The sequence below is a fragment of the Bradyrhizobium sp. BRP56 genome, from assembly GCF_020194035.1.
GTDB lineage: Bacteria > Pseudomonadota > Alphaproteobacteria > Rhizobiales > Xanthobacteraceae > Bradyrhizobium > Bradyrhizobium australafricanum.
The window spans coordinates 33,316-56,754 of record NZ_JADYVV010000052.1 but is presented as its reverse complement, the minus strand read 5'-3'; the positions used below and the strand labels follow the sequence as shown (position 1 = coordinate 56,754).

21 protein-coding genes are annotated in these 23,439 nt (G+C 65.1%); 13 read left to right on the top strand and 8 right to left on the bottom strand.

Annotated elements, in window-relative coordinates:
* Window positions 1-4: 4 nt before the first annotated feature.
* The 3 genes from I6F38_RS30200 (at window position 5) to I6F38_RS30190 (ending at window position 3,406) form a co-directional block, all read left to right on the top strand.
* The gene (locus tag I6F38_RS30200) at window positions 5-2,113 is read left to right on the top strand and encodes a TRAP transporter permease (protein ID WP_225162963.1); all 2,109 of its coding nucleotides are present in this window, start codon (window positions 5-7) and stop codon (window positions 2,111-2,113) included.
* Window positions 2,074-2,487: a DUF1850 domain-containing protein gene (locus I6F38_RS30195; RefSeq protein WP_225162962.1), complete on the top strand. Its 414-nt coding sequence runs from the start codon at window positions 2,074-2,076 to the stop codon at window positions 2,485-2,487. The genes I6F38_RS30200 and I6F38_RS30195 overlap by 40 nt, the downstream gene beginning before the upstream one ends.
* 112 nt (window positions 2,488-2,599) lie before the next feature.
* The gene (locus tag I6F38_RS30190) at window positions 2,600-3,406 is read left to right on the top strand and encodes a glucose 1-dehydrogenase (protein WP_225162961.1); all 807 of its coding nucleotides are present in this window, start codon (window positions 2,600-2,602) and stop codon (window positions 3,404-3,406) included.
* A 409-nt stretch (window positions 3,407-3,815) separates the two neighbouring features.
* Here the strand turns inward: I6F38_RS30190 and I6F38_RS30185 are convergent, their stop codons facing one another.
* Window positions 3,816-5,360: a sodium:proton antiporter gene (locus I6F38_RS30185; RefSeq protein WP_076825207.1), complete on the bottom strand. Its 1,545-nt coding sequence runs from the start codon at window positions 5,358-5,360 to the stop codon at window positions 3,816-3,818.
* A 135-nt stretch (window positions 5,361-5,495) separates the two neighbouring features.
* Between I6F38_RS30185 and I6F38_RS30180 the strand changes: the two genes are divergently transcribed.
* The 3 genes from I6F38_RS30180 (at window position 5,496) to I6F38_RS30170 (ending at window position 9,114) form a co-directional block, all read left to right on the top strand.
* A complete protein-coding gene (locus tag I6F38_RS30180; RefSeq protein WP_225162960.1) occupies window positions 5,496-6,266 on the top strand; it encodes a tetratricopeptide repeat protein in 771 nt (256 codons plus the stop codon).
* Between the two features lie 355 nt (window positions 6,267-6,621).
* Window positions 6,622-8,532, top strand: a complete 1,911-nt coding sequence (locus I6F38_RS30175; protein WP_225162959.1) for a propionyl-CoA synthetase — start codon at window positions 6,622-6,624, stop codon at window positions 8,530-8,532.
* A 309-nt stretch (window positions 8,533-8,841) separates the two neighbouring features.
* The gene (locus I6F38_RS30170; RefSeq protein ID WP_075969207.1) at window positions 8,842-9,114 is read left to right on the top strand and encodes a hypothetical protein; all 273 of its coding nucleotides are present in this window, start codon (window positions 8,842-8,844) and stop codon (window positions 9,112-9,114) included.
* 108 nt (window positions 9,115-9,222) lie between these two features.
* Here the strand turns inward: I6F38_RS30170 and I6F38_RS30165 are convergent, their stop codons facing one another.
* The gene (locus I6F38_RS30165) at window positions 9,223-9,921 is read right to left on the bottom strand and encodes a cell cycle transcriptional regulator TrcR (protein ID WP_076825203.1); all 699 of its coding nucleotides are present in this window, start codon (window positions 9,919-9,921) and stop codon (window positions 9,223-9,225) included.
* A 229-nt stretch (window positions 9,922-10,150) separates the two neighbouring features.
* Between I6F38_RS30165 and ispH the strand changes: the two genes are divergently transcribed.
* Genes ispH through rnhA form a run of 3 tightly spaced genes read left to right on the top strand, consistent with a single transcriptional unit; the run spans window position 10,151 to window position 12,560 of the window.
* On the top strand, window positions 10,151-11,125 hold the full coding sequence (ispH, locus tag I6F38_RS30160; protein ID WP_225162958.1) for a 4-hydroxy-3-methylbut-2-enyl diphosphate reductase: 975 nt from the start codon (window positions 10,151-10,153) through the stop codon (window positions 11,123-11,125).
* Between the two features lie 5 nt (window positions 11,126-11,130).
* Window positions 11,131-12,111: a homoserine kinase gene (locus I6F38_RS30155; RefSeq protein ID WP_225162957.1), complete on the top strand. Its 981-nt coding sequence runs from the start codon at window positions 11,131-11,133 to the stop codon at window positions 12,109-12,111.
* Window positions 12,108-12,560: a ribonuclease HI gene (rnhA, locus tag I6F38_RS30150; protein WP_225162956.1), complete on the top strand. Its 453-nt coding sequence runs from the start codon at window positions 12,108-12,110 to the stop codon at window positions 12,558-12,560. Before I6F38_RS30155 ends, rnhA begins: the two co-directional genes overlap by 4 nt.
* Before the next feature lie 278 nt (window positions 12,561-12,838).
* Here the strand turns inward: rnhA and I6F38_RS30145 are convergent, their stop codons facing one another.
* The 6 genes from I6F38_RS30145 to I6F38_RS30120 all read right to left on the bottom strand — a co-directional run bounded on the left by I6F38_RS30145 (window position 12,839) and on the right by I6F38_RS30120 (window position 20,667).
* Window positions 12,839-13,324 (bottom strand): peroxiredoxin, encoded by a 486-nt coding sequence (locus I6F38_RS30145; RefSeq protein WP_225162955.1) that lies wholly within the window; start codon window positions 13,322-13,324, stop codon window positions 12,839-12,841.
* Window positions 13,325-13,534: 210 nt separating this feature from the next.
* Window positions 13,535-14,092 carry a DUF924 family protein gene (locus I6F38_RS30140; RefSeq protein WP_225162954.1) on the bottom strand — a complete coding sequence of 186 codons (558 nt, stop codon included), beginning with the start codon at window positions 14,090-14,092 and terminating at the stop codon, window positions 13,535-13,537.
* A gap of 22 nt (window positions 14,093-14,114) precedes the next feature.
* Entirely contained in the window at window positions 14,115-15,797 is a 1,683-nt protein-coding gene (locus tag I6F38_RS30135) for a long-chain fatty acid--CoA ligase (protein WP_225162953.1), read from the bottom strand.
* Window positions 15,798-15,973: 176 nt separating this feature from the next.
* Window positions 15,974-17,377, bottom strand: coding sequence for a D-alanyl-D-alanine carboxypeptidase family protein (locus I6F38_RS30130; RefSeq protein WP_225162973.1), 1,404 nt, complete (start codon window positions 17,375-17,377; stop codon window positions 15,974-15,976).
* 248 nt (window positions 17,378-17,625) lie between these two features.
* Entirely contained in the window at window positions 17,626-19,404 is a 1,779-nt protein-coding gene (locus tag I6F38_RS30125) for a glucan ABC transporter ATP-binding protein/ permease (protein WP_225162952.1), read from the bottom strand.
* 207 nt (window positions 19,405-19,611) lie between these two features.
* Window positions 19,612-20,667, bottom strand: a complete 1,056-nt coding sequence (locus I6F38_RS30120) for an ABC transporter substrate-binding protein (RefSeq protein ID WP_225162972.1) — start codon at window positions 20,665-20,667, stop codon at window positions 19,612-19,614.
* Between the two features lie 265 nt (window positions 20,668-20,932).
* Between I6F38_RS30120 and I6F38_RS30115 the strand changes: the two genes are divergently transcribed.
* From I6F38_RS30115 to I6F38_RS30100, 4 genes are all read left to right on the top strand, one after another.
* Window positions 20,933-21,367, top strand: coding sequence for a hypothetical protein (locus tag I6F38_RS30115; RefSeq protein WP_038386174.1), 435 nt, complete (start codon window positions 20,933-20,935; stop codon window positions 21,365-21,367).
* 118 nt (window positions 21,368-21,485) lie between these two features.
* Complete coding sequence (hisE, locus tag I6F38_RS30110) at window positions 21,486-21,881, top strand: phosphoribosyl-ATP diphosphatase (protein ID WP_028342591.1); 396 nt, start codon at window positions 21,486-21,488, stop codon at window positions 21,879-21,881.
* Between the two features lie 69 nt (window positions 21,882-21,950).
* Window positions 21,951-22,532 carry a YqaA family protein gene (locus I6F38_RS30105; protein WP_092087930.1) on the top strand — a complete coding sequence of 194 codons (582 nt, stop codon included), beginning with the start codon at window positions 21,951-21,953 and terminating at the stop codon, window positions 22,530-22,532.
* 215 nt (window positions 22,533-22,747) lie between these two features.
* Window positions 22,748-23,344 (top strand): hypothetical protein, encoded by a 597-nt coding sequence (locus tag I6F38_RS30100; protein ID WP_225162951.1) that lies wholly within the window; start codon window positions 22,748-22,750, stop codon window positions 23,342-23,344.
* The last annotated feature ends 95 nt before the right edge of the window (window positions 23,345-23,439 follow it).

Below are 23,439 nucleotides of genomic sequence, written 5' to 3'. Positions count from 1 at the left end.
TCATATGCAGCAGCAGGTTGAGGGCGAGCAGCCCGTCAAGGTCGAATTCGACAATTTCGAGCATGGCTTTCCGGAAGGCTTTGGCCCGGGTGCCTGGGGGCATCTGGCCTATGCCATCGGTCTCGCCTTTGCGGTGTTCCAGCTCTATGTCGCGGCCTTCAACTACCTGCCGAGCCAGGTGGTGCGCGGCGTCCATGTCGGCTTCCTGATCCTCCTGACCTTCGGCCTGATCGGCAATTTTACCGCCAAGACCGATTTCGGCCGCGCGGTGAGCTGGATCGTCGGCGCCGCCGGCTTCCTCTGCGGGCTCTACCAGTGGATCTTCTATGCCGACCTGATCGCCCGCGACGGCGATCCGACCAACATGGACCTCGCCGTCGGCACGCTGCTCGCGGTCCTGATCTTCGAGGGCACGCGGCGGCTGATGGGCGCGGCGCTGCCGCTGATGTGCGGCGCCTGTCTGCTCTACTGGTTCTTCGGCCAATATCTGCCGTCGCCGTTCAATCACCGCGGCTATGACTTCGACCAGATCGTCACCCATCTCTCGTTCGGCACCGAAGGCTTCTACGGCGTGCCGATCTACGTCTCGGCGACCTACATCTTCCTGTTCATCCTGTTCGGCTCGTTCCTGGAACGCGCCGGCATGATCCAGCTGTTCACCGACGTCTCGCTCGGCCTGTTCGGCCGCACCCGCGGCGGCCCCGCCAAGGTCGCGGTGTTTGCTTCGGGCATGATGGGCACGATCTCGGGTTCGGGCGTCGCCAACGTCGTTACCGTCGGCCAGTTCACGATCCCCTTGATGATCAAGTTCGGCTATCGCCGCGCCTTCGCCGCCGGCGTCGAGGCCACCGCGTCGATGGGCGGCCAGATCATGCCGCCCGTCATGGGCGCGGTCGCCTTCATCATGGCCGAGACGCTCGGCGTGCCCTATTCGGAGATCGTCAAGGCCGCGGTGATCCCGGCGATCCTCTACTTCGCCTCGGCGTTCTGGATGGTGCATCTGGAAGCCGGCAAGCACGGCCTCGTCGGCATGAAGCGCTCGGAGATCCCGAGCGCCTGGAAAGCGCTGGTGGCGCGCTGGTACCTGGTGTTGCCGCTCGCGGCGCTGGTCTACATGCTGTTCGAGGGCTTCACGCCGCTCTATGCCGGCAGCATGGGACTTGCGCTCACGGTCGCGCTGATCCTCGGCGCCAGCATCACGCTCGGCTTCTCCAACACCGTCGTACGCTACATCTTCTGGATCGGCCTCGCGCTGGTGGTCGCCGCGGTGTCGCGCCACGGCATCGAGATCGTTCCGGTCGCCAGCGTCGTCGCCGGTCTCATCGTGATCGCGGCGATCACCCGCGGCGGCCGCGCCACCCTGAAAGCCTGTCGCGACTCGCTCGCCGACAGCGCCAAGTCGGCGCTGACGGTCGGCATGGCCTGCGCCATCGTCGGCACCATCATCGGCATGATGACGCAGACCGGCGTCGGCACCATCTTCGGCAGCTGGATCATCGGGCTCGGCGCCAAGAGCCTGTTCCTGGCGCTGATCATGACCATGCTGCTGTCCATCCTGCTCGGCACCGGCATCCCGACGATTCCGACCTACATCATCACCGCGGCGCTGGCCGCGCCTGCGCTCGCCAAGCTCGGCGTGCCGCTGATCGCAAGCCACATGTTTGCGTTCTACTACGGCATCATGGCCGACCTCTCGCCGCCGGTCGCGCTCGCGGCCCTGGCTGCGGCGCCGATCGCGAAGGAGAACCCGGACAAGATCGGCTGGGAGGCGATGCGGATCGCGCTGGCCGGCTACGTCATTCCGTTCATCTTCGTCTATTCGCCGGCGCTGATGCTGCAGACCGGGGATCCGATGCAGGCGCAACTCGGCTTCTACGGCGCGGTGGCGCTGGCGACCTTCAAGGCTCTGGTGGCGATCGGATTGTTCGGCATCGTCGCGATCGGCTTCCTGTTCACGCGGCTGACCTTCATCGAGATCCTGGTCGCCTTCGGCGCCGCGCTCTGCCTGCTCGGCGATTTCCCGTTCTCGGATACAGCGGGCTTCACGCTCGCCGCTGCTGTCGTGCTGTGGCAATGGCGGCAGCGTCCGCGCAATGCGGTGGCGGCGGCTTGAGCCTCTGCCTCGCATCCGCGGGTATCGTGAAGGCGCTGTCGATCGCGGCCTTCACGCTCGCCTGGACGCATTCGATCGAGAAGAGCGCCTGGCAGGAGGACTGGCTGGTCACGCCGGCCGGGCTCACGCTGCAACAGGCGCGCGTCAAGGGCACGGGCGCCGGCATGGAGCCGCCGCCGGAGGCGCGCCTTGTCGATGGCTGGTTTCAATGGTCGCCCCCGCCGGCGCCAAGGGCGGAGGTCGTGCTCGGCAATTCCGGCGCCGCGGGCGAATGGCACCTGTGCCAGGAAGGACGCTGCCAGACCTTATCGGAGATTATCGGGCATCCGATCGGTGCTAATGTCACGACGATGAGTGTTTGCGAGAATCCGTAGTAAGTATCCGTAGCCCGCATGAGCGGAGCGATATGCGGGGGATAGCGCTCCCGGATATCGCTTCGCTCATCCGGGCTACAGTCACGACAAGAACAACAAGGGAGAACAGGCGATGGATCGGCTCAAGGGCAAGGTTGCGATGGTGGTCGGGGCGGGCTCGATCGGGCCCGGCTGGGGCAATGGCAAGGCGACCGCCGTCACCTTTGCGCGCGAGGGCGCCAGCGTCTTCTGCGTCGATCGCAACGGCGCGGCGGCCGAGGAGACCGTCGGCATCATCACCGGGGAGGGCGGCAAGGCTGCCGCATTCACCGCCGATGTCTCGCGTGCCGGCGAGGTCGAGGCGATGGTCGCGGCCTGCCTGAAGGCCTATGGCCGCATCGACGTGCTCGACAACAATGTCGGCATCGCCGAGGTCGGCAGCGTGGTGGAAGTTGCGGAAGCCGAGTGGGACCGCGTCTTCGCGGTCAACCTCAAGAGCGCCTATCTGTCGATGAAGCACGTCATTCCGGTCATGATCAAGCAGGGCGGCGGCTCGATCATCAACATCTCCTCGATCGCCTCGATCCGCCATGTCGGCATTTCCTATGTCAGCTACAACGCGAGCAAGGCCGCGATGAACCAGATGACGCGGTCGACCGCGGTCGAGTTCGCGTCGAAGCATGTGCGCGTCAACGCGATCCTGCCCGGACTGATGAAGACGCCGATGGTCGCGCATTCGGCCGGGCTGGCGCGGAGCTACGCCAAGGGCGATGTCGAGGCGATGTGGCGCGCCCGCGACGCGCAGGTGCCGATGGGGCATATGGGCGACGCCTGGGACGTCGCCAATGCCGCGCTGTTCCTGGCGTCGGACGAGTCGAAATACGTCACCGGCATCGAGCTTGTGGTCGACGGCGGCATCACCTCCAAGTCGGGTGCTTGAAGTCGGGCGCCTGAGCAGCGAACTTCGCTTTACCTCGCCCCGCGTGCGGCAGGGCAATCGCATATGGAATGAACCGATTCTTCCGCGCCGTCATGGCCGGGCTTGTCCCGGCCATCCACGTCTTTTCTTCGCGTGGAAACGAAGACGTGGATGCCCGGGACAAGCCCGGGCATGACGAGTTTGTGGGAACTCCGATCGCCTCAAACGGCCATATGCGATTGCCCTACCGCGTGCGGGGAGAGGTCGGAATGCATCGCTAGATGCATTCCGGGTGAGGGGGATTCTCCGCAAATGCAGCTATCGCCGGTTACGCGGAGACAGCCCCTCACCCCAACCCTCTCCCCGTAAAGAACGGGGAGAGGGAGCGCAGTGCTGTCGCGGCGGCTATTCATCCTAACCTCATGGCGCTTTAGGCCTCCACGCTGAGCTCGGCGCGGTCGAGCTCTTCCTCGACCAGATGGAATGCGTCGTCGCCGATCGCCTCGATGCGGCGCAGATTGAGCAATGCCTGACGTGCCGCGGCGATGGCGCGGCGGCGCAGCGGATCCGACGGCAGCTCGCGTGAGGTCAGGCCGCCGTCGGGATCATTCTCGGCGCGCAGCAGCACGGCGCGATATTCGAGCCGCAGGATCTCGGCCTCTTCCGACGGGTCGGCGTCGATCTCGTCGAGCGCGGCGCGAAACACCACGCCGCGGGCATGGGCCGCCTCGCGTCCGACCGGATCGTCGTCCGCGAAATTCAACGCCAGGATCAACGGCCGCAGCGTCAGTCCCTGGATCACGAGCGAACCGAGCACCACGGCAAACGCCGTCAGCAGGATCAGATCGCGATACGGAAACCATTCAGGCAGCGCAAACGCCGCCGCCAGCGTGACGATGCCGCGCATGCCGCACCAGGATACGATGAAGCCGCGCTTCAAGGTCGGCACGGCGTCCACCACATGGGCGGGCAGCAGGTTGCGCGCCTTCAGTGTGCGCAGCAGCGCGCCGTAGGGCATTACCCAGAGGATGCGGGCGAGGATCACGACGGCGAGGATCGCGGCGGCAAAGCTGCAATATTTCCACCGCACCTCGTCGTCGAGTCCGGACCAGATCGGGCGCAACTGCAGGCCGATCAGCATGAAGGCGAGCACGTTGAGCACGAACACGACGGTTTCCCAGACCGCGTAGGACGACACGCGCAGCCGCGCCGATGTGCGGGCCGGCGCGGTGCGCGAGATGGTGATCGCATAGGCGATGATGGTGAGGATGCCGGACAGCCCGAGATGCTCGGCGATGATCCACACCATGAAAGTGCCGCCGAACTGCGTGATGATCGCGCTCGGCGCCTCGGTGATGCGACGCGTGATCATCATCCAGACTTGCGCGAACAGGAAGCCGGCGGCGAGGCTGCCGACCAGCGCAATCGTGATGGACGGCACGAACTCGCGGATCTTCATGTGCTCGGCGGCGACGAGGCCGACCGCGACGCGATAGATCAACAGCGCGCTGGCATCGTTGAGCAGGCTTTCGCCTTCGAGGATCTTCTGGATCCGGTAGGGCAGATTGACCTGGCGCAGGATCGCGGTGGCTGCGGCCGCGTCCGGCGGCGCCACGATGGCGCCGAGTGCGATCGCAACCGCCCATGGCATGTCCGGGCGCAGCCAATGCGCGACCACCGCGACCGCTGCCGTGGTGACGCCGACCGCGACCACCACCAGCGTCGAGACCGGCAGCCAGTTGTTGCGGAGATCGCGCAGCGAGGTATCGAACGCGGCATCGAGCAGCACGGGTGCGACGAACAGCGCCAGCGCCAGTTTCGGTTCCAGCGCCCAGGTCGGGGCCCACGGCAGCAGCGTCAGCAGCACGCCGCCGAGCGCCAGGAAGGTCGGGTAGGGCACCTTGATCCGCCGCGCCAGCGCCGATAGCGCCACCGCCGCGAGCAACAGCCCGATGATCCATTCGAATGTGAGCAAGCCGAACCCCCGATGCAGCCGATCGTCGCAATTGACGTATAATCCAGCGTGTGGTTTTGCGGCAAATGGCGCGCCGCCGGGCATCGGAGGCCGGCGGTTCGGGCGCGGGAGAGGGACGATTTGTCGGCGATCGGGATGCGATACAAACCTGCAAATCTGGCCGCGATGCTGGTCTGTGTCGGCCTGTCGGGCGCGCTGATGTCGGGCGTTGCGCGCGCCACCGGCAGCGAGCCGGGCGAGGATGTGCAGGCCAATGCCGGCCCCTGCATCGCGGCGGCAGCGGCCGCCGACGACGACAAGATCATCGAGGTCTGCGGCGCGCTGATCGACAATGAGAAGGCGACGAGGCCCGATCGCGTCAAGGCGCTGATGGCGCGGGCCGGCGCCTATGCCCGCAAGCAGTCGATCGACCGCGCGATCGCGGACTACGACACCGCGCTCAAGCTCGATCCATCGCTTGCAGATGCGCATAATGCGCGCGGCGAGCTGTGGCGCCGCAAGGGCGACCGGCCGAAGGCGATCCTGGATTTTGGTGCTGCCGTCAAGCTCGACCCCAATCACGCCGCCGCCAGGGCCAACTACAAATCGCTGTCGCTGGAGCTGGAGCGGATCGGCGCCATGATGGCGGTCGCCGGCAAGCCGAGCTTCGATTGCCGCAAGGCGCGCCGCGCCGTCGAGAAGGCGATCTGCGCCAATCCCACGCTTGCCGACCTCGACCGCGAGATCGTCGCGTCGACGTTCCGCACGGTGCGCGAGGCGCAGAATCCGCGCCAGGCGCGCGAGCTGCAGCGCGCGCAGGATCAGTTCATCGCCCGCCGCAATGCCGACTTCGGCAAGCCCGGCTACGACCTGGAAAAGGCGATGCGCGAGCGGCTGCAGCGGATCAATGGGGTCGACGGGTACTAGTGTGCTGAATGCGAAGTTCGTGCGATTTCGCGGCAACCACTTTCACGAACTTCGCATTCATAAAGCACACTAGAATCATAAGTTTGCTAATGTCCTTATCGAATCCGAAGTTCGCTCCGAAGGTGCGGCAAATGATGCGAACTTCGGATTCGGGACACTAGTGCTAACGTCGGTCAGTTTACGGCTTGAATTATCGGTCGGGCCCGTGACAATGGCCGTTAACAAGAGCTAGCCATTTCAGGTTCGTCATGCCCGGCCTTGTGCCGGGCATCCACGTCTTGCTTTGTCGCCCCAAAGACGTGGATGGCCGGGACAAGCCCGGCCATGACGCGAGAGATGAGCCGGGAGAGACGCTATGAATATACAAGGCAAGAGCCGGTATCATGAGGTGTATGCCCGCTCGCTCCGGGACCCCGAGGGCTTTTGGGCGGAAGCGGCGCGCGAGATCGACTGGATCGAGCCGGCCAAGAAGGTCTTCGATCCCTCCGTGGGCGCCTATGGGTGCTGGTTCGCGGGCGCCGTGGTCAACACCTGCTACAACGCGCTGGATCGCCATGTCGCCGGCGGCCGCGCCAGCCAAGTCGCGCTGATCCACGATTCGCCGCTCACCAACACGATCACTAAGTTCACCTATTCCGAATTGTTGGAGGAGGTGCAGACGCTGGCTGCGGTGATGCAGGATTTCGGCGTGGCGAAGGGCGATCGCGTCATCCTCTACATGCCGATGGTGCCGGAGGCTGTCGTCGCGATGCTCGCCTGCGCGCGGATCGGCGCGGTGCACAGCGTGGTGTTCGGCGGCTTCGCGGCCAAGGAACTCGCGACCCGTATAGATGATGCCAAGCCGAAGCTGATCTTCTCGGCGAGCTGCGGCATCGAGCCCGGGCGCATCGTGCAATACAAGCCGCTGCTCGACGAGGCAATCCGCCTTGCCGGCAGCAAGCCCGAGACCTGCATCATCCTGCAGCGGCCGCAGCAGGCTTGCGAGCTCGCCGCGGGCCGCGACCATGACTGGGCGACGCTGCGCCAGGCCGCGTTCGACGCCGGCAAGGCCGCGCCGTGCGTGCCGGTAGCCGCCACCGATCCGCTCTACATCCTCTACACGTCGGGCACGACCGGAATTCCGAAGGGCGTGGTGCGCGACAATGGCGGGCACCTCGTCGCGCTGAAATGGTCGATGCACAATCTCTACGGCGTGAAGCCCGGCGAGATCTGGTGGTGCGGCTCGGACATCGGCTGGGTGGTCGGCCATTCCTACATCGTCTATGGCCCGCTGATCCACGGCGCGACCACCATCATGTATGAGGGCAAGCCGGTCGGCACGCCGGATGCCGGCGCGTTCTGGCGCGTGATCAGCGAGCACAAGGCGGTCGCCTTCTTCACGGCGCCGACCGCGTTCCGCGCGATCAAGAAGGAGGACCCCGAGGGCAAGTTCATCCGGAATTACGATCTCTCGAGCTTCCGCACCCTGTTCCTCGCCGGCGAGCGCGCCGATCCGCCGACGGTGGAGTGGGCCGAGCAGCAGCTGAAGGTGCCGGTCATCGACCACTGGTGGCAGACCGAGACCGGCTGGTGCATCGCCGGCAATCCGGTCGGGCTCGGCCAGCTGCCGGTCAAGCACGGCTCGCCCACGGTGCCGATGCCGGGCTATCAGGTCGACATCGTCGACGAGGCGGCGAAGCCGGTGGCGGCTGGCACGATGGGCTCGATCGTCATCAAGCTGCCGATGCCGCCGGGCTGCCTGCCGACGCTATGGCAGCAGGACGATCGCTTCAGGGACGCGTATCTCTCGGAATTCCCCGGCTACTACAAGACCTCGGATGCCGGCTACAAGGATGAGGACGGCTATGTCTGGGTGATGGGCCGCACCGACGACATCATCAATGTCGCCGGCCACCGGCTCTCCACCGGCGGCATGGAGGAGATCCTCGCTTCGCATCCCGATGTCGCCGAATGCGCCGTGCTCGGCGTCAAGGACGCGATCAAGGGCGAGGTGCCGTGCGGCTTCCTGGTGCTGAAGGCCGGCGTGACCAAGCAGCCCGCCGAGGTCGAGAAGGACGTCGTGGCGCTGGTGCGCGACAAGCTCGGGCCGGTCGCCGCGTTCAAGCTCGCGATCACGGTGGCGCGGCTGCCGAAGACCCGCTCCGGTAAGATCCTGCGCGGCACCATCAAGAAGATCGCCGACGGCGAGCCCTGGACCATGCCGGCGACGATCGAGGACCCGAAGGTGCTCGACGAGATCGGCGAGGCGCTGAAGGGGAAGGCGTAGCTCTTGTTGCCTCGCCCCGCTTGAGGGAAGAGGCCGGGTCGCATGGCAATGCGATCCGGGTGAGGGGGGCTCCGCGCGCTCGCTGCTTCATTCTGCGGAGGCGACCCCTCACCCCAACCCTCTAAGAGCGAGCAGCGCTCGTCTCGACCCCGCAAGAGCGGGGCGAGGGAGTGCTGGCATCTCCCGCGCCTGAGGTCGGCACCTGTGGAACAAGACTTCCGCATTCGGAAGCAAAACGGCCTTGATTTTGATGGATTGCCGGGTCATCCCGGCCTTCCCTGTCATATGCCATGAGATACGGACCCACGGATGCGATCCATTTCCGCTCGCGCGCCTCTCGCCTTGCTGCTCGCGCTGCCGCTGCTTGCGGGCTGCCTCGAACGCGGCCGATCGCCGATCGCTGAGAGCATGGGGGACGACGATCAGTACTGCCAGGCTGGCGGCAAGGTGGCGGTCGGCTCGCCTGATTACGTCGCCTGCCGCAAGAACCGCGACGTGCAGCGCCAGAACGCCGAAGCCCGCACCGATCGAAGGCAGCGCGATCTCGGCGAATACATGATGAACAATCCCGACCGGCATTGAGCCGCGCCGACGGCCGTCGTCACGCCATCGCATGCGCTTCCAAGCAAAAACGCGGCAGGTTGCCCTGCCGCGTTTCGTATTCTGCGCTTCGAGTTGCGCGATCCGCGCTTACTCTTCCTCGTCGGCGGGCTTCTTGCCGCCGATCGTCTTCAGCTTGGCGAACACGGCATCGACGTTGAGATCGTCGTGGCGCTCGATCGGCTGGTCGTCCAGCTCGTCCTTGCGCGTGGTCTCGGAGGCCGGCAGCAGCGTGGCGCCGCCGTAGACCGTGGTGGTCGGCTTCTCCTTGGCGGCGCGCTGCACCTCGAAATCGAGCTCGATCTGCGAGCACAGGCCGAGCGTCACCGGGTCCATCGGGGTCAAGGTCGAGGCGTTCCAGTGGGTGCGGTCGCGCACGCTGGCGATCGTGGTCTTGGTGGTGCCGACCAGACGCATGATCTGGGCGTCCTTCAGCTCGGGATGGTTGCGCACCAGCCAGAGGATCGCGCTCGGACGCTCATGGCGGCGCGACACCGGGGTGTAGCGCGGGCCCTTCTTCTTGGCGGCGGAGGGCAGCACCACCTTGCTCTCCTGGAGCCTGAGGCGGTAGTTCTGGTCGCGCTCGCCGCGCTCGATCTCCTCGCGGGTCAGCTGGCCGTTGGAAATCGGGTCCATGCCCTTGATGCCCTGGGCGGCGTCGCCGTCGGCGATGGCGCGGACCTCGAGGGGGTGCATTTTGGTAAAATCGGCCACCTGATCGAAGGTCAGGGCGGTATTGTCGACCAACCACACGGCAGTCGCCTTCGGCATCAGCGGTGCGTTGCTCATGGCAAATCTCCTTTGTGCTTCGCCCACCTCTGTCGAGGCGAAGCTGGTAGTCATCGGCGATGACGGGAATTATAGGGCCTATATAAGCCCTCCGGGGGGAATGGCGCAATGGGCCAGCAAAATCGCCTTGACAGCGCCCGAAAGCAGTCCCAAGTCCTTACTCAAATTGGCCGTTCCCCGCCCGCCGGCGAGGGGTGATTCGGTCCCGAGATTGCCCCGAGACAGCCCGATGTCAGCCAAAAAACCCGACCTTAGAATCGTGCTTTGTTCCCCCCGCGGCTTTTGTGCCGGGGTGGTCCGTGCCATCGACACGGTCGAACGTGCCCTCACCATTTATGGTGCGCCGGTCTATGTCCGGCACGAAATCGTCCATAACAAGTATGTGGTCGACAGCCTGAAGACCAAAGGCGCCATTTTCGTCGAGGAATTGGCCGAAATCCCCGACGATACCAACGCGCCGGTGGTGTTTTCGGCCCACGGCGTTCCGAAATCGGTTCCTGCTGAGGCCAAATCCCGCAATTTCTTCTCGCTGGACGCGACCTGCCCGCTGGTGACCAAGGTCCACCGCGAGGCGGCGATCCATTTCAAGCGCGGCCGCGAGATCCTGCTGATCGGGCATTCCCACCACCCCGAGGTGGTCGGCACGCTGGGGCAGCTGCCGGCGGGCGCCGTGACCCTGATCGAAACCGCCGAGGACGCCAAGACCTTCGTTCCGAAGGACCCCAACAACCTCGCGTTCGTGACCCAGACCACGCTGTCGATCGACGACACCGCGGAGATCGTGACGCTGCTCAAGCAGCGCTTCCCGAACGTCAATGGTCCGCACAAGGAAGACATCTGCTACGCGACCACCAACCGTCAGCTCGCGGTCAAGAAGGTGGCGCCGGTGGTCGACGCCCTGATCGTGGTCGGCGCGCCGAACTCGTCGAACTCGCAGCGCCTGCGCGAGGTCGCCGAGCGCGAGGGGTGTCCGATCGCCGTGCTCGCCCAGCGCGCCAGCGACATCGACTGGCAGCGCTTTGAAGGCATCACGAGCCTCGGCATCACCGCGGGCGCCTCCGCGCCGGAGGTGATCGTCGAGGAGATCATGGGCGCCTTCGCCGAGCGCTACGAACTGCACGTGGAGACGGTCTCGGCCGCGGAGGAGAACGAGTTCTTCCCGCTGCCGCGTTCGCTACGGCCTGACGCTGCCGCGGCGGAATAGACCATATGGCGGTCTACACCGACGTTGCCGCCGAAGACCTCGCGGAATTCCTCAAAAGCTACGACATCGGCGAACTGCTCTCCTACAAGGGTATCGCCGAGGGCGTCGAGAATTCGAACTTCCTGCTGCACACCAGCCAGGGCGCCTACATCCTCACGCTCTATGAGAAGCGCGTGGCGGAGGACGACCTGCCGTATTTCCTGTCGCTGATGGGCCATCTCGCCGAGCGCGGCGTGTCGTGCCCGCAGCCGGCGCGCAACCGCAAGGGCGAGGTCACTAGCCGGCTCGCCGGCCGGCCCGCCGCGATCATCAACTTCCTCGAGGGCGTGTGGCCGCGGCGGCCGAACGTGGCGCATTGCTCCGGCGTCGGCGAGGCGCTGGCCAAAATGCACGTTGCCGGCCGCGATTTTCCGCTGGTCCGCAACAATCCGCTGTCGGTCTCCGGCTGGCGGCCGCTGTTCGATCTCGCCGCCGCGCGGGCCGACAGCGTGCAGCCGGGCCTGCACGATTTCATCGCGCGCGAGCTCGATCATCTCGAAGCCGCCTGGCCGACCGATCTGCCGGTCGGCGTCATCCATGCCGACCTGTTTCCCGACAACGTGTTTTTTCTGGGCGACAGGCTCTCGGGCCTGATCGACTTCCCGTTCGCCTGCAACGACATCCTGGCCTACGACGTCGCGATCTGCCTCAACGCCTGGTGCTTCGAGCCGGATCATTCCTTCAACGTCACCAAGGCGCGCGCATTGCTCAACGCCTATGGTCGCGAGCGCCCGCTGTCGGCGGCGGAAGAGGCCGCGCTGCCGCTGCTCGCGCGCGGTGCCGCGATGCGCTTCCTGCTGACGCGCCTGGTCGATTTCCTCAACGTGCCCGAAGGCGCGCTGGTGCAGCCGAAGGACCCGCTGGAATATGTCCGCAAGCTGCGTTTCCAGCAGAATGTCGCGAGCCTGCGCGATTACGGCATCACGCCGGCCGGGTGCGCTGCGTGAGTGAAAAGCCGCATGTGACTGTTTTCACCGATGGTGCCTGCTCCGGAAATCCGGGGCCGGGCGGCTGGGGCGCGATCCTCAGATTCGGCGACGTCGAGAAGGAATTGAAGGGCGGCGAGGCGCACACCACCAACAACCGCATGGAGCTGATGGCGGCGATCTCGGCGCTGGAAGCGTTGAAGAAGCCCTGCGTGGTCGATCTCACCACCGACAGCCAGTATGTCCGCCAGGGCATCACCGGCTGGATCCATGGCTGGAAGCGCAACGGCTGGCGCACCGCCGACAAGAAGCCGGTCAAGAATGTCGAGCTGTGGCAGCGTCTCGACGCCGCGCTGAAGCCGCATGAGGTGCGCTGGCACTGGATCAAGGGCCACGCCGGCCACACTGAGAACGAACGCGCCGACGAGCTGGCGCGTGAGGGCGTGGCGATGGCGAAGTTGAAGAATTAGGGCCGCAGCGAGCCGGGTGCGTAGGATGGGTAGAGCGAAGCGAAACCCATCATCTCAATGCACGGCACGAAGGCGATGGGTTTCGCTGCGCTCTACCCATCCTACGATTCCCTAAATTTCGGCGATCTTTCCTTCTCCCCTTGTGGGAGAGGGTGGACGCGATGCGCAGCATCGCGGACGGGTGAGGGGTCTGTCTCCGCGGATAGAGACCCCTCATCCGGCGCGGATTGCATCCGCGCCACCTTCTCCCACAAAGGGAGAAGGGAAGAAGCGTCGGCTCAGAGCTGAGCGAGCAGCGTGTCGCCGCCGGAGACCTCGACCTTGCCCGGGGCGGGCTCGAGGTTGAGCTTCTTCACCACGCCGTCCTCGACCAGCATCGAGTAGCGCTTGGAGCGGATGCCGAGGCCGTTGCCGGAGGCGTCGAGCTCCATGCCGATCGCCTTGGCGAAGTCGGCATTGCCGTCGGCGAGGAAGACGGCTTCGTCGCGCTGGTCGGTGTCGCGCTTCCAGGCGTTCATCACGAAGGCGTCGTTGACCGAGACGATCGCGATGGTGTCGACGCCCTTGTTCTTCATGGCATAGGCGTTGAGGAAGATGCTCGGCAGATGCATCTTGTGGCAGGTGCCGGTGTAGGCGCCGGGCACGGCGAACAGGGCGACCTTCTTGCCCTTGAAAATGTCGTCGGTGGTTTTGACCTGCGGACCCTCGGCGGTCATCACGCGAAACTTGGCTTCCGGCAGCTTGTCGCCAACATTGATCGTCATCGTTGTTCTCCCTCGGTGAAGCGGAACTGTCTTAAACCCGGCGATTGGACGGCACAATACGGCCTGCTGCGAGAACGGCAATGCCGGAGGTGAGAGCGTTTTCGAGCGAAGTGGATACCGGTTCGCGTGAAGAAAACGCGTCAAAACAAGAATCTAGAGCCCCGTTCCGATTCAATCGGAACGGAAAAGGCTCCGGTCACCGTTCCGTCATCAGCCGGAAAACCCGCCGGCGTCGAGAAAGGCCTGCTCCTCGGCCGTGGTCTGCCGGCCCAGCACGCGATTCCGGTGCGGGAAGCGGCCGAACCGGCGGATGATGTCGGCGTGGTCCTCGGCGTATTTCAGGTTGTCGGGATGGCAGTCGTATCGCCGGAACAGCGTCACGCAGCGCTGCTGGTCGTCGAGGTCCTCCGAATGCTCGAACGGCAGATAGAGGAATTCGCGCAGCACAGGGGCGGTCCGCGCATCGACGCCGCGGTCGATGGCGCGCCTTGCCACTTCACGCGCCAGCGCATCGCTTGAAAAGGTCCTGGCGTCGCCTCGAAACAGGTTTCGCGGAAACTGGTCGAGCACGATGGTCAGCGCCAGCGCGCCCTCATCGCTCGCCTCCCATGACGACAATTCGCCGGCAGCCGCCTTCTGCCAGGTGGCGAGGAAGCGGCTGCGGATCTCGGCATCGAAGGCGTCGTCGTGCTTGTACCAGCGGTCGCGGCCGGCATTCCGCCAGAAGCCAAGCACGTCAGCCGGCGTCGCGAGGCTTGCGTCAGACATCGAACGTCAGTCCACTCACGCCTTAGGCCGCGGCCTTCTTCTCGTCGCGCAGCTCGCGGCGCAGGATCTTGCCGACATTGGTCTTCGGCAGGTCGGTCCTGAACTCGATCTGCTTCGGCACCTTGTAGGCGGTGAGCTGGGTGGCGCTGAACTTGATGATGTCCTCGGCGGTGATGTTCGGGTCCTTCTTGACCACGAAGGCCTTCACCGCTTCGCCGGACTTCGCATCGGGCACGCCGATCACGGCGCATTCGAGCACGCCCGGATGGCTTGCGATCACTTCCTCGATCTCGTTCGGATAGACGTTGAAGCCGGAGACCAGGATCATGTCCTTCTTGCGATCGACGATCTTGGTGTAGCCCTTCTCGTCCATCACGCCGATGTCGCCGGTGCGGAAATAACCGTCCGCGGTCATCACGCGCGCGGTCTCGTCCGGCCTGTTCCAGTAGCCCGCCATCACCTGCGGGCCCTTGGCGCAGATTTCGCCGGCCTCGCCGATCGGCAATTCATTGCCGTCATCGTCGCGGATCGAGAGCCAGGTCGAGGGGACGGGAAGGCCGATCGTCCCGGAGAACTCCTCGATCGTTGCAGGATTGCACGTCAGGGTCGGCGACGTCTCCGACAGGCCATAGCCTTCCGACAACGAGATGCCCGTGACCTTCAACCATTTCTCGGCGACCGGCCTTTGCGTCGCCATGCCGCCGCCGTTGGCGATCTTCAACTTGGAGAAGTCGAGCTTGTCGAATCCGGGCGTGTTCAGCAGGCCATTGTAGAGGGTGTTGACCGCCGGGAAGAAGCTGACCTGGTACTTCGACAGCTCCTTGACGAAGCCCGCCATGTCGCGCGGATTCGGAATCAGCAGATTGGTGCCGCCGGCCCGCATGCCCAGCAGATAGCAGGCGGTGAGCGCGAAGACGTGATAGAGCGGCAGCGCGCAGACGATGACCATCTGTTCGACGATCGGCGGCTTCGCCAGCGCCGGCTGCAGCCAGGCGTCGTTCTGCAGCACGTTGGCCAGGATGTTGCGGTGGAGCAGGGTCGCGCCCTTGGAGACGCCGGTGGTGCCGCCGGTATATTGCAGGAAGGCGACGTCATCGAGCGTCAGCGTCGGTTTGTTGAGCTTGGCGGCGCGGCCGGCTGACAGCGCCTCGTTGAAGCCGACGGCGCCGGGAATCGACCAGGCCGGCACCATCTTCTTCACCCGGCGCACCACCAGATTGACGATCACGCCCTTGAGGCCGAGCAGGTCGCCCATGCTCCCGACGATCACGTGCTTGACCGCGGTGTTGGGAAGCACCTTCTGCACGGTGGTGGCAAAGTTCTCCAGCACGATGATCGCCTCGGCGCCGGAATCCTTGAGCTGGTGCTCGAGCTCGCGCGGGGTGTAGAGCGGATTGACGTTGACCACGGCAAAGCCGGCGCGCAGCACGGCGGCGGTCGCGATCGGATATTGCAGCACGTTCGGCATCATCAGCGCGACCCGTGCGCCCTTCTGCAGGCCCTTGTTCTGCAGGTAGGCACCGAGCGCCGTCGACATCCCGTCGAGCTCGCGATAGGTGATCGCCTTGTCCATGCAGATGAACGCCTTGCGATCGGCGAATTTCTTGAAGCTTTCTTCCAGCAATTCGACCAGCGACGAATATTGCGTGACGTCGATATCCGCGGGCACGCCGGCCGGATAATGCTTGAGCCAGATGCGCTCCATGATGGTCAATCCCCTCTCTCAAATTTGGCTGATGTCCCGGATTGCTTCCGGGTTTTCCGACCTTCGGCCGCGTTATTTCAGGCAGTATTGAGCGATGCCGCGGCCAATGGCAAGCCGCTGCGCGTTATCGACGCATTGGAGAAAATGACGGTCGGAAATGACGGGCGGGCGCTGTGCTAGCCGGCCGGCTTGGCGTCGGCTTTCGGCTTGTCGGCAGCCTTGGGTTTGTCGGCCGCAGTCTTGGGCTTGGCAGCCGGCTTTGCCGCCGCCGGCTTGCCGGCAGGCTTTGCGGCGGCGGGCTTGTCCGCCGCGGCCGTCTTCGCAGCTGCGGCATCCGGCTTGGCGTTGGCGTGACGCGCGGGCTTGGCCGCCGGCTTGCTATCCGACTTGGAGGCGCCCTTGGTGTCGGCCTTCGCGTCATCGGCCGCATCGGGCTTCTTGCCCGCGACGCGGCTGTGCTTGCCTTTGGCGCGCTTGACCGGCTGCATCTTCTCGGTGTCGGCCTCGACCGCGGCGATCAACGCAGCACCGGTCTTGGTCGGCCCCGTATAAACCACGACCGGCTCGGAGGCCGCGGCCGGCTGCGCCAGCATGTCGGCCGGCTTGGTCGGCATCGCAGCCTGCAGGCCCGAGGCGAAGAAGCTGACGCCGCCGTCGCCATTGGTGCTGGAGCTTCCGGCGCTGGCGACGGTGTCTTCGGCGTCCTCGTCGCTGGCGGGCCGCTTGTGCTTGGGACCGCACATCTCCTCGCGCAGGTTCGGCGGCGTGGAATCGATCGGCACCAGATTGTCGACGGTGCCGAGCGAGGGCCGCAGCCACGCCATCCCATTGTTGGCAAAGCCGCGGTCCAGGAGCTGCGCGGCGCGGATCGCGCGCATGCGGCCCGAGGAGGCGCCGAGCACCACGGCGATCAGCCGCTTGCCGTCGCGCGTCGCCGACGCCACGAGATTATAGCCGGAGGCGCAGATGAAGCCGGTCTTGAAGCCGTCGGCGCCGGGATAGCGGCCGATCAGCTTGTTGAAGTTCTGGGTGATGCGGCGGCCGAAGCGGATCGACGGGATGTGGACGAAATACTCGTATTCCGGCAGGTCGCGGATGATGGCGCGGGCGAGGATCGCCATGTCGCGCGCCGAGGTGATCTGGCCGTCGGCGGGCAGGCCGTTCGGATTGACGTAGCTCGTTTGCGTCATGCCGAGCCTTTGCGCGGTCTGGTTCATCATCCCGGCAAAGCCGTCAATCGAACCGCCGATGCCCTCGGCCAGCACCACGGCCATGTCGTTGGCCGACTTCACCAGCATCATCTTCAGCGCGTTGTCGACGGTGACCTGGGTGCCGGGCCGGAAGCCCATCTTCGATGGCGACTGCGACGACGCGGTCGGCGACACCGTGAGCAGCGTGTCGAGCGAGACGCGGCCGTCCTTGACCGCCTTCAGCGTCACATAGGCCGTCATCATCTTGCTGAGCGAAGCCGGGTACCACGGCATCGTCGCATTATCGGCCTGCAGCACCTTTCCGGAATCGGCCTCGACAACCAGCAGTGCCTCGGCTTGCACCATTTGCGGCGCGGCGACGGCGAACATCGCGACGGCCAGAATCCATTTCAATGACGGGCGAGGAAGGTGCACGAATCCGGTTCCGGTCCTTTGAGACCCGCCTTGAAAAAAGGAGGTCTTGCGATTGTGACGTACGGGTTTCAAGCGTGTCCGGCGCCGCATTGCGGCAATGCAAACCCTATACCGGCTTGCCAGCAGAGAACAGAGGCCGGGGAATTATATCGTGGACGAAATCGGCTGAATTTCGGCAGCCGCCTCAATTGGAAAGGCAGGAATTATGGTGTCTCGATGCCGGCGCGCGCCTGTTCCTGGACCATAAACTGGGCCCGCGCCAGTTCGGCAAAACGCCCACCTTTCGCCACCAGTTCATCGAAAGTTCCGCTTTCGATCACCCGTCCCTGGTCGAACAGCAGGATGCGGGTGGCGTGGCGGATGGTGGACAGGCGGTGCGCGATCACGAAGGTCGTACGGCCCTTCATCACTTCGTCGAGAGCGGCATTCACCTTGGCCTCGGTGACGGCGTCGAGGGCGCTGGTGGCCTCGTCGAGGATCAGGATCGGCGGATCCTTCAGCAGCGCACGCGCGATCGACAGCCGCTGGCGTTCGCCGCCGGACAGCATGCGGCCGCGCTCGCCGGCATGGGTATCGAACTTCTTTTCGCTGCGCTCGATGAAATCCAGCGCCTGCGCGCGCGCCGCGGCGGTGCGCAGCTCCTCATCGGTCGCGTCGGGCTTGCCGACGCGCAGATTGTCGGCGAGCGAGCGGTTGAACAGCAGCGCCTCCTGGAACACCACGCCGATGTTTCGCCGCAGCGCCGTCAGCTTCAGCGCGCGTATGTCCATACCGTCGATCCTGATGATGCCCGATTGCGGATCGAACGCGCGATGCAGCAGCGCGATCGCGGTGGACTTGCCGGCGCCGGTCGAGCCGACCAGCGCGATGGTCTGGCCCGGCAGGGCGGTGAAGCTGAGATCCTCGATCGCCGGCCGCTTGCCGTCATAGGAGAACGAGACGTCATCGAACTCGACGAGGCCGGACAGCCGTCCGGGATCGACCGCGCCGGGCCGGTCGCGCACCGCAGGCACCGCATCGAGCACGTCGAAGAACTCCTGCAGGCGCGGCGCTTCCATGAACACGTTGTTGATGAAGCTGACCACCTGCTCGAGCTTCTGGATCAGCATGGTGGCGAACGAGACGAACATCACGATCTCGCCGACCGTGGTGAGGTCCTGGTTATGCAGCGCGATGCCGACGGTGAAGATCGCAAGCACCGTGATCGTGGTCGAGGCGCGCGTGATCACGGTGACCAGCGCCCACCATGACAGCACCGGCATCTGCACCGCGAGCAGCTTGTCGGCGACGTAGCGCAGGCCCTGCACCTCGGAATCGATCCGCACGAAGCTCTGCACCAGCGCGACATTGCCGAGCGCGTCCGAGGCGCGCGCCGAGAGGTCGCTGTAATAGGCCTCGACCTCGCTCTGCATGCCGTAGGTCTTGCGCACCACCAGCGTGGTCAGCACGGTGAACACGACGCAGAGCCCGAACAGCAGGACCGCCAGCCGCCAGTTGATGTAGAGCGAAAGCGGCAGCAGCACGATCAGCGACATGATCGCGGCGAAATGCTCGCGAAAGAAGCCGAGCCAGAGCCGCCACAGCGCGTCGGTGCCGTTCAGCATCACCTTCATCAGCCGCCCGGAATGGGTGCCGGAATGGAAGGTCAGCGGCAGCTGCAGGATGTGCTCGAAATAATCGGTCAGCACCGCCTGGCGCTGGCGGTGCGCCAGCCGGTCGGCCTGCAGCGCCACGATCGCGCTGCAGCCGATCGTGAACAGGCCGAACGCCGCCCAGGCGACGAGCAGCGGCCATGCCGAGGAGGTCGCGAACAGCCCGGTGACCGGCCGGCCCGACAGCACGTCGACGATCTTGCCGAACAGCACCGGCTCGGCGAATTGCGCGCCGGCGAGCAGCACGTTGGCGATGGCCAGGATCCAGCCGAGCCGCGCCTCCTTGCCGAGCAGTTCGAGGACGCGGGTATAGAGGCGAAGCATGGACATGCCGGCGGCACTCGTCAGCGATGGGCGCCCGATCAGGCGGGATGCAATTTAATCAGGGTTCGCGATGCAGGGCCAGCCGCCGGCGGTGCATCGCACTCCGTCATGGCCGGGCTTGACCCGGCCATCCACGTCTTTCTTGCATGCGGTCATCGAAGGCGTGGATGCCCGGGTCAAGCCCGGGCATGACGAGCAGAGCGGAGCCGGCTCTCAATTCACCAGGCGGCCGTCGATCGGCGGCAGGAAAGCCTCGTCGAAGATGTCGGCGGCGTGCGGCCGCTTCTGGAATTTGAAGTCCTCCGCGAGCTGGTCGACCGAGCGCTCGAAGCGTTCCGCCTCGATGCCGCCGATGCCGTCGCGCTTCACCTCGCTGGTCAGGATGTTGTCGCGGATGATGGCGTTCAACCGCTCCAGCTCCAGATCGCGCGAGCCGCCATCCATCCGGCTCGCGACCTCGCCGGCGGCGCGGGCCGGATCCTTGACCGCGAGGTTGGTGCCGCCGATCGCCGCGCGCACGAATCCTTTCACCGCATCCGGCTTCGCGGCGGCAAGGCGCGGGCTGACGATCACGGCAAAGCCGTAGGCCTCGCAGCCATAGTCGGCGAAGCGCAGCACCGCGAGATCGTCGGCGGGCACGCCGCGATCGCGCAAATTGATCGCCGAGAGATAGGAGAAGCCGGTAACGGCATCGACCTGGCCGGCGGAGAGCATCGGCTCGCGCACCGCAGCGCTGATCGTGCTCTGCTTCACGCTCGACAGCTTGATGCCGTTCTGCTTCGCGACCGCGGGCCATAGCCGGATCGAGAGATCGCCCTCGGCGACGCCGAGGCTCTTGCCCTGCATGTCGGTCAGCGTCCTGATGCCGCGGCTCTTGCGCGCGATGATCGCATACGGCGCCTGGTTGAACAGCACGAACACCGCCTTGACGGGCGCAGCACCAGGCTTGTCGCGAAAGCGGATCAGCGAGTTGATGTCGACGAGGGCGAAATCGCTCGAGCCGTCGGCGACGCGCGCGATGGCATCCGCCGAGCTGGTCGCGACGTTGGTGCCGACCGCAAGGCCCTCGGCGCTGAACAGGCCGCCGGTCGACGCCATCACGAATGGCGCGGCGGCGGCATCAAGCGGACGGTCGAGCGTGAACTGGATCGTGAGCGGCGGCGGCAGATCGCTGGCGCGCAGCGGCGTCAACACCGGCCACACGCCCCCCGTGAGGCCGATCATGCCGGCCAGTATCCAGCGGAGAACGGTGGTCCGACTTACCTGCATCATGACATCCGGGAGGCGAGACAAAGTGCCGCGCCGGCGCGCCTGCTTCATGACATCGAATGCGCCAGAGCAAGCGTCATTTTCAAGCGTTATTTGCAGGCATTTTGCCCCAGGCAAGGTGAACGGTCGATGACTGCCAGGCTTCGGCTTGCCATGTTTTCACCTCAGGTCGTTCAGCTTGCATTCGGTTTGGGGAACCTAATCTGGAGGCAGTGGGTTAGCTAACCAAGGCCCGTCGGGCCGGCTTCCACAAAGGATGACTGCAATGTTTGCGCGAAAGGGTGTTTTTTCGTCCATTGGCCGCGCAGCCACATTGGCAACGGTTGCCGCGGTGGCGTTGACGGCCGTCGAGCCGACGATGGCGTTCGCAGGCTCTGCTCAGACAGGTAAGGCGACCGCTGTGACGACGTCACAAGGCACGAGCGGCGCGACCGACATCAGTGCCCGCCGTCGCTACTATGGCGGTGGCGGCGCAGCGGCCGCGGCTGCGTTCGCCGGGATCGTCGGCACGGGTCTCGCGATCGCCGCAGCCCAGAGCCGCCGCGACTATTACGACTCCTACGGCTACTATGGTGGCCCGGGCTACTACGGTGGTCCCGTCTACTATGGTGGCGGCCCGGTCTATTACGGCGGCGGACCGTACTATGGTTACCGCGGCTATTACGGGCGGCGGTCGCAGCTGCCGTATCAGCCGTACTGACAGCCGTCGGCGGTTCTCAGAACTGTCACAAAGGATTGAATCCACCGGCCGCGGGCCGGTGGATTTTTTCGTCGTCGCCGTTAACACGCTGGCGACGCGTTTGGATTAGGCTCGAAGCATGAGTGATTCGATCGAGCGGCTTTACCAGGCGGTGATCGCGGCCAAGGATCTTGATCCGGCTACGTCGCGCACGGCACGGCTGTTCCAGCGCGGCCCGGCCAAGATGGCCAAGAAGCTCGCCGAGGAAGCGATCGAAGTCGTGATCGACGCCGTCAGCGGCAAGTCGGATGCCGTCATTCGCGAAAGCGCCGACCTGTTCTACAATCTCGCCGTTCTCTGGGCGTCGGCCGGCGTGAAGCCGGAGGATGTCTGGCGCGAGATGGAGCGGCGCGAGCGGCTGCTCGGGATCGCCGAGAAGCTGCCGAAGTCGCCGGTCAAACTGCCCAAACCCGCGCCGGTCCCGGTGGTTCGGCGCCGAATTGTCGCGCTGGAGAACCGGCTGCGCAAACGGTAGCCGTAAATCAACCAGATTCAGCTCAATCCCGGCATGGACAAATCCGCTCCATGATGGTTCATCGCGCCCATGTTGAAACGGATTTACGACTGGTGCGTCGACGCGGCCGACAAGCCCTATGCGCTGTGGATTCTCGCGGCCGTCGCCTTCGCTGAGAGCTCCTTCTTCCCGATCCCTCCCGACATCATGCTGCTGCCGATGTCGCTGGCGCGGCCGAAGCGGGCGTGGTGGTTCGCCGCGGTCTGCACGGCAGCGTCAGTTGCCGGCGGCGTGCTCGGTTATGCGATCGGCGCACTACTCTACGACTCGCTCGGGCAGTGGCTGATCCATCTCTACGGCCTCTCCGACAAGGTCGACGCGTTCCGCGCCTCCTACGCCGAATGGGGCGCCGTGATCATCCTGCTGAAGGGACTGACGCCGATCCCCTACAAGCTCGTGACGATCACATCAGGCTTTGCCGGCTACAACATCTGGCTGTTCATCCTGTGCTCGATCGTCGCGCGTGGCGGCCGCTTCTTCTTCGTCGCGGTGCTGCTCAACCGCTATGGCGATTTCATCCGCGCCGAGCTTGAGAAGCGGCTCGGCCTGTGGGTCGCGATCGGCGCGATCGTGCTGGTGCTGGGCTTTGTTGTCGCATTCAAGCTGATCTAGTGTGCTGAATGCGAAGTTCGTGCGATTTCGCGGCAGCCACTTTCACGAACTTCGCATTCATAAAGCACACTAGAATCATAAGTTTGCTAGTGTCCTTATCGAATCCGAAGTTCGCTCCGAAGGTGCGGCAAATGATGCGAACTTCGGATTCGGGACACTAGCGACCGACCGCTTGCGGCTTTGCCTGCGCGCGGCTTCGGGTTACGCTCAGCGCGATGGCTGATGGAATCGCGGACCTGCTCGATCCTGCCGGGCTCACGCTCGTCAGGCCCACGCGCGCAAGGGCGCGCATTGCGCTGGCCGGTCTTCTGCTGTCAGGTCTTGCGCTGCCGATGACACTGACGACCCTCGACCACAGCCGGGCCCAGACAGCGCCGCCGACGCTTGGCGTGCAGTCGCCGGCGCCGCAGCCGGTCGCGCCTTCGCAGCAGCAACAGATCGAGCTGCCGCCGGCGCCGGTCGAGCGCGAGAATCCCGGGCTGATCAACGAAATCGGAAAGCTGTTCGAGAAGTCGAAATCGGCGCTGCCGCCGCTGAAGAGCCCCGGCGAGACCATCAACGATTTGTCGAACATCGCGCGCCCCTCGACGGTGGTGACCGGACGCGCGGCCTGCGTGGTGGCCTCGAACGGTGCGCCGGACTGCAAGACCGGCGCCGACCGGCTGTGCCAGAGCAAGGGGTTTCGGGAAGGCAAGGGCATCGATACCGACGCCTCCGAGAAATGCTCGCCGCTGGTCCATCTGCCGGGCCACAAGCGCGGCCCGAACGACTGCAGGACGGAAAATTTCGTGACACGGGCGGTCTGCCAATAGCGACGGCCAGGCTTTCTGTCTGGGATGCCAGGCGCCCGCGAAAACACGGTTTCAGGATGAGGATTTGTCATCTTTTTTGCAGGGCCAAAACGCAA

Coding starts and splice junctions, on each gene's coding strand:
- I6F38_RS30105 (WP_092087930.1), top strand. CDS start 21,951: ATGTTGAAACGGATTTACGACTGGTGCGTCGACGCGGCCGACAAGCCC.
- I6F38_RS30195 (WP_225162962.1), top strand. CDS start 2,074: ATGGCGGCAGCGTCCGCGCAATGCGGTGGCGGCGGCTTGAGCCTCTGC.
- I6F38_RS30115 (WP_038386174.1), top strand. CDS start 20,933: ATGTTTGCGCGAAAGGGTGTTTTTTCGTCCATTGGCCGCGCAGCCACA.
- I6F38_RS30135 (WP_225162953.1), bottom strand. CDS start 15,797: ATGGAGCGCATCTGGCTCAAGCATTATCCGGCCGGCGTGCCCGCGGAT.
- I6F38_RS30180 (WP_225162960.1), top strand. CDS start 5,496: ATGCGATACAAACCTGCAAATCTGGCCGCGATGCTGGTCTGTGTCGGC.
- I6F38_RS30200 (WP_225162963.1), top strand. CDS start 5: ATGCAGCAGCAGGTTGAGGGCGAGCAGCCCGTCAAGGTCGAATTCGAC.
- I6F38_RS30170 (WP_075969207.1), top strand. CDS start 8,842: ATGCGATCCATTTCCGCTCGCGCGCCTCTCGCCTTGCTGCTCGCGCTG.
- I6F38_RS30175 (WP_225162959.1), top strand. CDS start 6,622: ATGAATATACAAGGCAAGAGCCGGTATCATGAGGTGTATGCCCGCTCG.
- hisE (WP_028342591.1), top strand. CDS start 21,486: ATGAGTGATTCGATCGAGCGGCTTTACCAGGCGGTGATCGCGGCCAAG.
- I6F38_RS30140 (WP_225162954.1), bottom strand. CDS start 14,092: ATGTCTGACGCAAGCCTCGCGACGCCGGCTGACGTGCTTGGCTTCTGG.
- I6F38_RS30120 (WP_225162972.1), bottom strand. CDS start 20,667: ATGCAGGTAAGTCGGACCACCGTTCTCCGCTGGATACTGGCCGGCATG.
- I6F38_RS30190 (WP_225162961.1), top strand. CDS start 2,600: ATGGATCGGCTCAAGGGCAAGGTTGCGATGGTGGTCGGGGCGGGCTCG.
- I6F38_RS30155 (WP_225162957.1), top strand. CDS start 11,131: ATGGCGGTCTACACCGACGTTGCCGCCGAAGACCTCGCGGAATTCCTC.
- I6F38_RS30145 (WP_225162955.1), bottom strand. CDS start 13,324: ATGACGATCAATGTTGGCGACAAGCTGCCGGAAGCCAAGTTTCGCGTG.
- I6F38_RS30125 (WP_225162952.1), bottom strand. CDS start 19,404: ATGTCCATGCTTCGCCTCTATACCCGCGTCCTCGAACTGCTCGGCAAG.
- ispH (WP_225162958.1), top strand. CDS start 10,151: ATGTCAGCCAAAAAACCCGACCTTAGAATCGTGCTTTGTTCCCCCCGC.
- I6F38_RS30165 (WP_076825203.1), bottom strand. CDS start 9,921: ATGAGCAACGCACCGCTGATGCCGAAGGCGACTGCCGTGTGGTTGGTC.
- I6F38_RS30130 (WP_225162973.1), bottom strand. CDS start 17,377: ATGTTCGCCGTCGCCGCGCCGCAAATGGTGCAAGCCGAGGCACTGCTG.
- I6F38_RS30100 (WP_225162951.1), top strand. CDS start 22,748: ATGGCTGATGGAATCGCGGACCTGCTCGATCCTGCCGGGCTCACGCTC.